Origin of the sequence: Serratia sp. (in: enterobacteria), assembly GCF_046715635.1 — a bacterium.
Classification (GTDB): Bacteria; Pseudomonadota; Gammaproteobacteria; order Enterobacterales; family Enterobacteriaceae; genus Chania.
Genome location: NZ_JBKJYW010000191.1, coordinates 1 through 6,855, shown reverse-complemented (window position 1 = coordinate 6,855; position 6,855 = coordinate 1). Strand labels below are relative to the sequence as shown.

General features: G+C 47.4%; 8 protein-coding genes. 4 read left to right on the top strand and 4 right to left on the bottom strand.

Annotated elements, in window-relative coordinates; all coding sequences use genetic code 11:
- Positions 1-33: 33 nt before the first annotated feature.
- Together ACLQ7H_RS09440 and ACLQ7H_RS09435 are read right to left on the bottom strand one after the other, a co-directional pair.
- A protein-coding gene (locus ACLQ7H_RS09440) for an IS3 family transposase (RefSeq protein ID WP_411752435.1) occupies positions 34-1,394 on the bottom strand; the annotation gives its coding sequence in 2 pieces (ribosomal slippage) (positions 34-917 and positions 917-1,394; 1,362 coding nt in all).
- 139 nt (positions 1,395-1,533) lie between these two features.
- On the bottom strand, positions 1,534-2,139 hold the full coding sequence (locus tag ACLQ7H_RS09435) for a nitroreductase family protein (protein WP_411752434.1): 606 nt from the start codon (positions 2,137-2,139) through the stop codon (positions 1,534-1,536).
- A 317-nt stretch (positions 2,140-2,456) separates the two neighbouring features.
- On the opposite strand from ACLQ7H_RS09435, the gene ACLQ7H_RS09430 reads away from it, so the two are divergent.
- Genes ACLQ7H_RS09430 through ACLQ7H_RS09420 form a run of 3 tightly spaced genes read left to right on the top strand, consistent with a single transcriptional unit; the run spans position 2,457 to position 3,511 of the window.
- Complete coding sequence (locus ACLQ7H_RS09430) at positions 2,457-2,696, top strand: hypothetical protein (RefSeq protein WP_411752433.1); 240 nt, start codon at positions 2,457-2,459, stop codon at positions 2,694-2,696.
- A 24-nt stretch (positions 2,697-2,720) separates the two neighbouring features.
- Complete coding sequence (locus ACLQ7H_RS09425) at positions 2,721-2,978, top strand: hypothetical protein (protein ID WP_411752432.1); 258 nt, start codon at positions 2,721-2,723, stop codon at positions 2,976-2,978.
- A 53-nt stretch (positions 2,979-3,031) separates the two neighbouring features.
- On the top strand, positions 3,032-3,511 hold the full coding sequence (locus tag ACLQ7H_RS09420) for an Hcp family type VI secretion system effector (protein ID WP_411752431.1): 480 nt from the start codon (positions 3,032-3,034) through the stop codon (positions 3,509-3,511).
- 42 nt (positions 3,512-3,553) lie between these two features.
- On the opposite strand, the gene ACLQ7H_RS09415 is transcribed toward ACLQ7H_RS09420, so the two are convergent.
- Positions 3,554-3,991 carry a DUF1240 domain-containing protein gene (locus ACLQ7H_RS09415; protein ID WP_411752430.1) on the bottom strand — a complete coding sequence of 146 codons (438 nt, stop codon included), beginning with the start codon at positions 3,989-3,991 and terminating at the stop codon, positions 3,554-3,556.
- Positions 3,945-4,802: a hypothetical protein gene (locus ACLQ7H_RS09410; RefSeq protein ID WP_411752429.1), complete on the bottom strand. Its 858-nt coding sequence runs from the start codon at positions 4,800-4,802 to the stop codon at positions 3,945-3,947. The genes ACLQ7H_RS09415 and ACLQ7H_RS09410 overlap by 47 nt, the downstream gene beginning before the upstream one ends.
- A 466-nt stretch (positions 4,803-5,268) precedes the next feature.
- On the opposite strand from ACLQ7H_RS09410, the gene ACLQ7H_RS09405 reads away from it, so the two are divergent.
- The coding region (locus tag ACLQ7H_RS09405; protein ID WP_411752428.1) for a molybdopterin-dependent oxidoreductase at positions 5,269-6,855 on the top strand (1,587 nt) is incomplete at its 3' end.

Sequence of the window (6,855 nt, the reverse complement as noted above, 5' to 3'; positions counted from 1 at the left end):
TGAACTGAACCCAAGAAGTTGGACGGTTTAAAATTAAGCAACTATCAAGGCCTGCATTCTGTACTCCACAGGGCTCAGGCCTTTGAGCTTCTGCTTGATGCGGCGGTTATTGTAGTAATCTATGTACTTTTCTATCTCTTCAGACAGGTGTTCCACATTCTCAAAGCGTTGTAAATAATACAGTTCAGCTTTTAGATGGCCAAAGAAGTTTTCCATTACCGCATTATCCAGGCAGTTACCCTTGCGAGACATGCTTTGTTCTATCCCGTTTTCCTGCAACTGATGCTGGTAAACCGCCATCTGATAGTGCCAACCTTGGTCACTGTGCAACAGCGGCTTTTCTTTCGTTTTTAGCGTACTGAGCGCCTTATCCAGCATCGTTTTCACCAGGCTGAAGAGCGGCTTACGGGACATCTCATAGGCGATAATTTCACCGTTAAACAAGTCAAGTACCGGCGATAAATACAGTTTTTCATCCGCGACCCGGAACTCCGTGATATCGGTCACCCACTTTTGGTTAGGCCCCTGCGCGGTAAAGTCGCGCTGCAGGGTATTCGGGGCAACTGTACCGACATATCCCTTGTACGAACGGTACTTTTTACGGCGAACGGGCGATTTCAATTGCAGTTCAACCATCAGTTTTTGCACGGTTTTATGATTTAATATGGCCCCCATTTTTCGAAGAGCACTGGTCACCCGGCGATAGCCGTAACGACCTTTATGCTCATTAAAAACAGCCATTATTTGCTGTTTGATTTCACCATACTTATCCGGTGCTTGATGGCTTTTACAACAATAGTAATACGTACTGCGCGGCAGTTTTCCGGCCCACAGCAAAACATCCAAACGGTGTTCTAACCTCAATGCTGTGATTATTTTTGCCCTTTCCGACGAGTCTGGGCATCTTTCTGTTGCATCAAGGCTCTCAACTTTTTTATGTAATCATTTTGTGCGCGTAAAAACTCGATTTCCTCCCGCATCTCTTCGGGTGTCAACTCATCAGGCGATTTATCGGCATGAGGGGTTTTGGGATGCTGACGCATTTGGCGGCTACGCTTGTTCAGGTTAAGGGCTTCGGCCCCATTCTCCCGATAGAGTTTAATCCAACGCTCCACAGTAAGGTAACAGGGAATATCGAATTTGGCGGCGACCGTCGCTGAAGAGAGTGGATTTGAAAGCGCGAATTCAACGACAGAGAGCCTGAAGTCAGGCGTGTAATGTGGCTTGCGTCCTACCCGCAGCCCCTGTTCCCCATGATGCTGATAAGCGGCAATCCATCTGCGTAGTTGAACATGGGCAATAGAAAACGTCTTAGCGGTCTGTTTTTGACTGCCGAGTCCGGCAAGATAGTGCCGGACCGCGTCAAGTTTGAACTGAAGTGAATACTTCATCAGAACTACACCTCCAAATGTCAGATGTTTGTCCAACATTTGGGGTTCAGTTCACATTGCGGCGCCCCTACGGCCGAACATGTGAATTCAGTAGTCAGCCATTGCAAGAACCTCTCTCCTAACACGGAGAGAGGAAAATCCATTAAAAGCGATCGATCTGCACAATCTCATCCACCGGCAGTTTGCCAATACGCGGGTAAGGCTGGCCGATACCCTTGCCAATCGCCACCATCAGCGCGATCTGATAATGATCGGGCTTATTGATGATCTTGCCTACGGCGTCAAAATCAAAACCATCCATTGGGCAAGAGTCATAACCTTGAGCCTTGGCTGCCAGCATCAAAGTCTGAGCAAACAGGCCGCTGCTGCGCATCACTTCATCACGCTGCACCTGAGCCTTACCACGGTAATATTGGTCGACAGCGGGCAGCATAAACTGTTGCACCGGCTCCGCCGCTTCACGCCAGACGTTTTTCACCTGGGATTCCCAGCTGGAGAGATCGCCACACAGTACGACCAGCATAGAGGCATCGGTCACCTGCGCCTGGCCCCAGGCCACTTCGCGGATATGTTCACGCTGGGTACGATCTTCGATTAGCAACGGACGCCAATGTTGCAGGTTGAAAGCACTAGGCGTGTTTTGCAGAGCAATATTGAGCAGCGCCTTCTTCTCATCCAGCGTCATTACATGCTGGGTATCGAACTGTTTGGTCGCGCGGCGTTGTTGGATGGCGTCAAGTGTGTGCATTACTTCATGTCCTTTGATTAAGTTAACCCGCTTATTGTCACTTTTTCACGGTCTCTGTCCACCGGGATTTGTGAGCCACTCGGCTCAGGCGTCCCCCGCCACCCTTCGGGTAAATAACAACGTCTATTTTCCGCGTTGTAACCGGTACCAATCAGGCACAGATAATACCGTCAATAACATATATTTTTATAATAAAGTAACGAGCTGATATTTTAATTCTGAATAACTGAAATTGCTATAAATGCGTTTTTATAGACAATGCCGGTTATTTATAGTTAATCTGTATTACTGATGATTGATGACAAGGGAGGTGTAGTATGGGAAAAGAATCAAGGACGCTATTCGGTCATAAAACTCCGGCAATGGAGCAACTAGTCGAACAGTTAGAGCAGGCTTTACGTGATAGCCCTTTAGGGCCTGAAGAAAAACTGGCATTACTGATGCGAATTTGCATTTTATTATTCAGAGCAAATAAGACGGATAGCGCTGAGATGAAGGTATCCGATGGCCGCATGCTCAAACTTACTCTGGAAAAATTACCCACAGATGCACATTAATGCATGATGAATGGAGGCACAGGTATGACCAAGACCAGCAATAATGCCATTGATGACCAGAATGCGTTGGTGGCTGAATTGGATCGACAACTTAATGAAAGCATTAACAATAGCCAACTGGAGGCGGTAGAAGCCTTATCGGTGGTGATGGAACGCTTTTTTTCATTATATGATGAAGATGTCGGCCACGTTGCCGAGGCGAAATTTGTGGATTCCAGCGGCGATCACTTTCGCTTTACGCTGCAACTTACCGTACCCTCAGCGCCGCAACAACGGCACTAATAGTGAGCCATAACCTATTTTTAATGTCGCTATAGACAACATAAGGAAGCGATATGTCTAATTTGATTTACGCAAGTATCAATGGCAAAAGACAAGGCCTAATCTCTGCCGGATGCTCATCGCTGGACTCTATTGGCAATCGGTGTCAGACCGGTCATGAAAATCAGGTGCAGGTATTAGGCTTGAATCATAGCATCAGCCGTGAACAGAACGTCTCACACCACCCGGTGCATTTTATTAAGCCAATCGATAAGTCATCTCCGTTATTAGGTGTAGCAATTACGGAAAACGAACCGATAGACATCATTTTTTACTTTTACCGCGTTAATCCCGCTGGCCAGTTAGAACTTTACTACGAAGTAAAACTGACCGACGCCACCCTGGTCGATATCACCTGTATCTACCCCCACTCCATCGATGACGGTGATAAAATGCCGTATGAAAAGGTGCAGGTAAAGTATAAGTCCATTAGCTGGAGCCATAAGAGCGCAGGCACTTCGGGTTATAGCATCTGGGATGACAGGGTTTACTGATGTTCATGACCAGATACCCTTATTAAGAGTGTCTGGTATTTTTTAGCACAGCTTCATATCCCTTACATATTCAGTCGGCGCATTCCAGGATTTGCTGGGACAGGTTTTATAACCATTCTCTTTGAGGCTGTAACTCACATAAAATGAAAAAAACAAACTAATCACCGCCCCAATCATAGCCAAAACAACCAATGAATTAGCCAGCTTACTATTCACCCTTATAGGTTTGTTTTTGATAGAAACATAAAATATCATATATGAAAAATAAAATATTAAAGGAGCAAAGAATATCATCACGCCAACTTTCCAGGAAAACTCTACAATGTCACTTAACCTAAAAAAGGCCAAATAACCACTTAAAGAAAACCAGCAAGCACCGCACGCGAGGCATAACAGAAGGACTGCAAAAGCTCCATAAAATGGTCTGGTTACGTCATCCACGACTGAGTCTCCCCCAAGTGTTAAAGAATTGATCTGCATGATGCGGTGAATTATGTACTTTAACCGTTTTCAAGTTTTTAATTATTGTCTCACTTATTTTAAACTTCTTATCCGCCCAGTATAATGTATATGCAGTAGCCAATCCCAACACAAATATAAGTCCAGAAATAAATAAAACACTACCTCCAACGATCATAGCACCAGTAGCTACCGTTTTTGCCCCCCAGGCAATCCCTACAGATACCGCCAGCTTAGCCATATCCATGGTGAGATTCACAAAGAAATCGGTTAAACCATATTCATCCTTTAGCAACAACTCAACGGCGCGATAGGCTCCTGAAAACACGATACAGAATCGTGCACCGTTAATAATGCCAGTTTCAATGCCTCTGGTCCCGATGCCCATATCTAATATTCTATGGTTATCAATCAGGTAGCGGGTAGCATCTAAATACCTTCTGATGCCTGGGTATCCCGACAACCGGATGTAACGATTGCCATTTCGCCCGACGTATTCGGTTGCTGTGATGCCAAACCCTCTCATCTCCATCGCGATCCGGCCCACGGCCAATGCCTCGACGATATTGCCAGCAAAAGACGACATCGGGTCGGTGCAGGAAAACATCGCGTCCTTCCACGACTGGTTGGTATTGGGATCACATAAGGTTTTTAAGAAATACTGCGCCTCCTCTACCGTGAGCAAGGCATACATATTCTCATCTTTCATTTCATTGAGCTGAGCATGCAGCTTTTGATAGTTGATGTCCGCATGCTGCCGCTTAAAATCCAGGTGGTCTTGCAAGCGGTAGTCATCTTCTACAAAAGTTTGTGAAACCGGATCGTATCTCATAAGCCTTCAGTCCCTCGATTTAGCCTAAGCAAAAACAGTATATAAGTTTGCAAGTCGCAATCCCATAAATATCTCTCATCAATGCGATGGTCGTCGGATTTTTTACAGGGTGGCGGAAATTATGCCACATGCAGTAATTAGCTGATTACGTAACGGGAAAAAGTAATTGCAGCCAATCCCACCGCCCTCTTTTACATTCACAAAATCAATGCATGGTGCGCCTTTTGGCTAACAATATCGCTCAAGGCTGGCATTTTAATTTGTTTACTATTATTGATAAGATTTTTTCTCACATAAAAAATCAACTATAAAATAAACAATCAGATATTTAACGCAAATGAGTAGCCTTATCATTACGCTAATAAAGTCAGCAAAATACTCCAAAATAAGTAGATCAGTTTGATATTTCTCAACGAAACGAGAGCGCCTAACCGGCGATAATCTTTTTTCTTTTTGAGCAAATATTATGACCGATAAATATAATAGCGATTCCCCACCAGGGATTAGCCGCCGTCACTTTGTTAAAGTGAGCAGCGCACTGGCCGCAGCCCCGCTGGTTGGCGTCCGATTTGCCTATGCCAACGAGGTTGCCAACAACGAGGCCTCGGCTGGAACTGTGCCATCAGAGCGCATCGTTCCGACCTGTAGCAGCTTTGACTGCGGCGGTAAATGTGATATCCGTGCCCATGTGCAAGACGGCATGGTTACCCGCATCACCACCCTGCCCGATGCCGAGTTTGACCCTGAAATGCCGATCATGCGCGCCTGCGTGCGTGGACGCGGTTACCGTAAATTCGTCTATCACCCCGATCGGCTTAAATACCCGATGAAGCGCGTCGGTAAACGCGGCGAAGGTAAGTTTGTCCGTATCACCTGGGATGAGGCGACCACCTTAATTGCCGATAACCTGAAACGGATCACCGAGAAATACGGCCCCGCCTCGCGCTTTGTGCATAACAATACCGCAGTGACCGGCGGCGCGTTCTCAGGCGATAAGATGGCTCGCCGTCTGCTCAGCCTGACCGGCGGCTACCTGGAGTATTATCACTCGGTCAGTATGGGTAACACCGGTGCGGCTACCCCCTATACCTATGGGGCCGCGGCCAGTGGCAACACCTTGGATACCCTGAGCGAGACGCCACTGGTGATCCTGTGGGGGCATAACCCAACGGAAACCATCTTTGGCCATACCAACCACTATTATCAGCAGATGAAGCAGAACGGCACCCGCTTTATCGTGGTTGACCCGCGTTACTCAGACACCTCGGCCTCTTTGGCCGATCAATGGATCCCGTTACGCCCCGCCACGGACAACGCGCTGATGGATGCGATGATGTACGTCATCATCAGTGAAAACCTGCATGACCAGGCGTTTATTACCCGTTACACCTTGGGCTTTGATGAAAGCTCAATGCCGGAAGGCGTGCCAGCCAACGAATCGCTGGTCGCTTACCTGATGGGAGCAAAAGACGGCATCAAGAAAACCCCAGAGTGGGCTGAGGCAATTACCCATGTCCCGGCGCAAACCATTCGTCAACTGGCACGCGATTACGCCACAACCAAACCGGCCGCGCTGATCCAGGGCTGGGGGCCGCAACGGCATAACTGTGGCGAGCGTAGCGCCAGAGGTTCAACCCTGTTGGCAACCATCACCGGCAACGTTGGCATCAAAGGCGGCTGGGCTGGCGGCTATGGTGGCATTGGTAACCGTAAATTTACCACCGGCCCAGAAATGCCAGACAACCCGGTAAAAGAAAAAATCTCCATTATGAACTGGGTGCAGGCGGCGGATGATGCCAGCAAGGTCACGCCCGCAGACGGATTAACCGGCGGTGATAAACTCAATAGCAATATCCGCATGCTATTTTCCCTGGCGGGTAACTATTTAGCCAACCAAAACCCGGATATCAATCAGGCCGTCAAGGTGTTGGCCGATGAGTCCAAAATCGAATTTATTGTGCAAAGCGATCTCTATCTGACGCCCAGCGCCAAATATGCCGATGTGCTACTGCCCGAAACCAGCTTTATGGAACGTTGGAATATCGGCGAAACC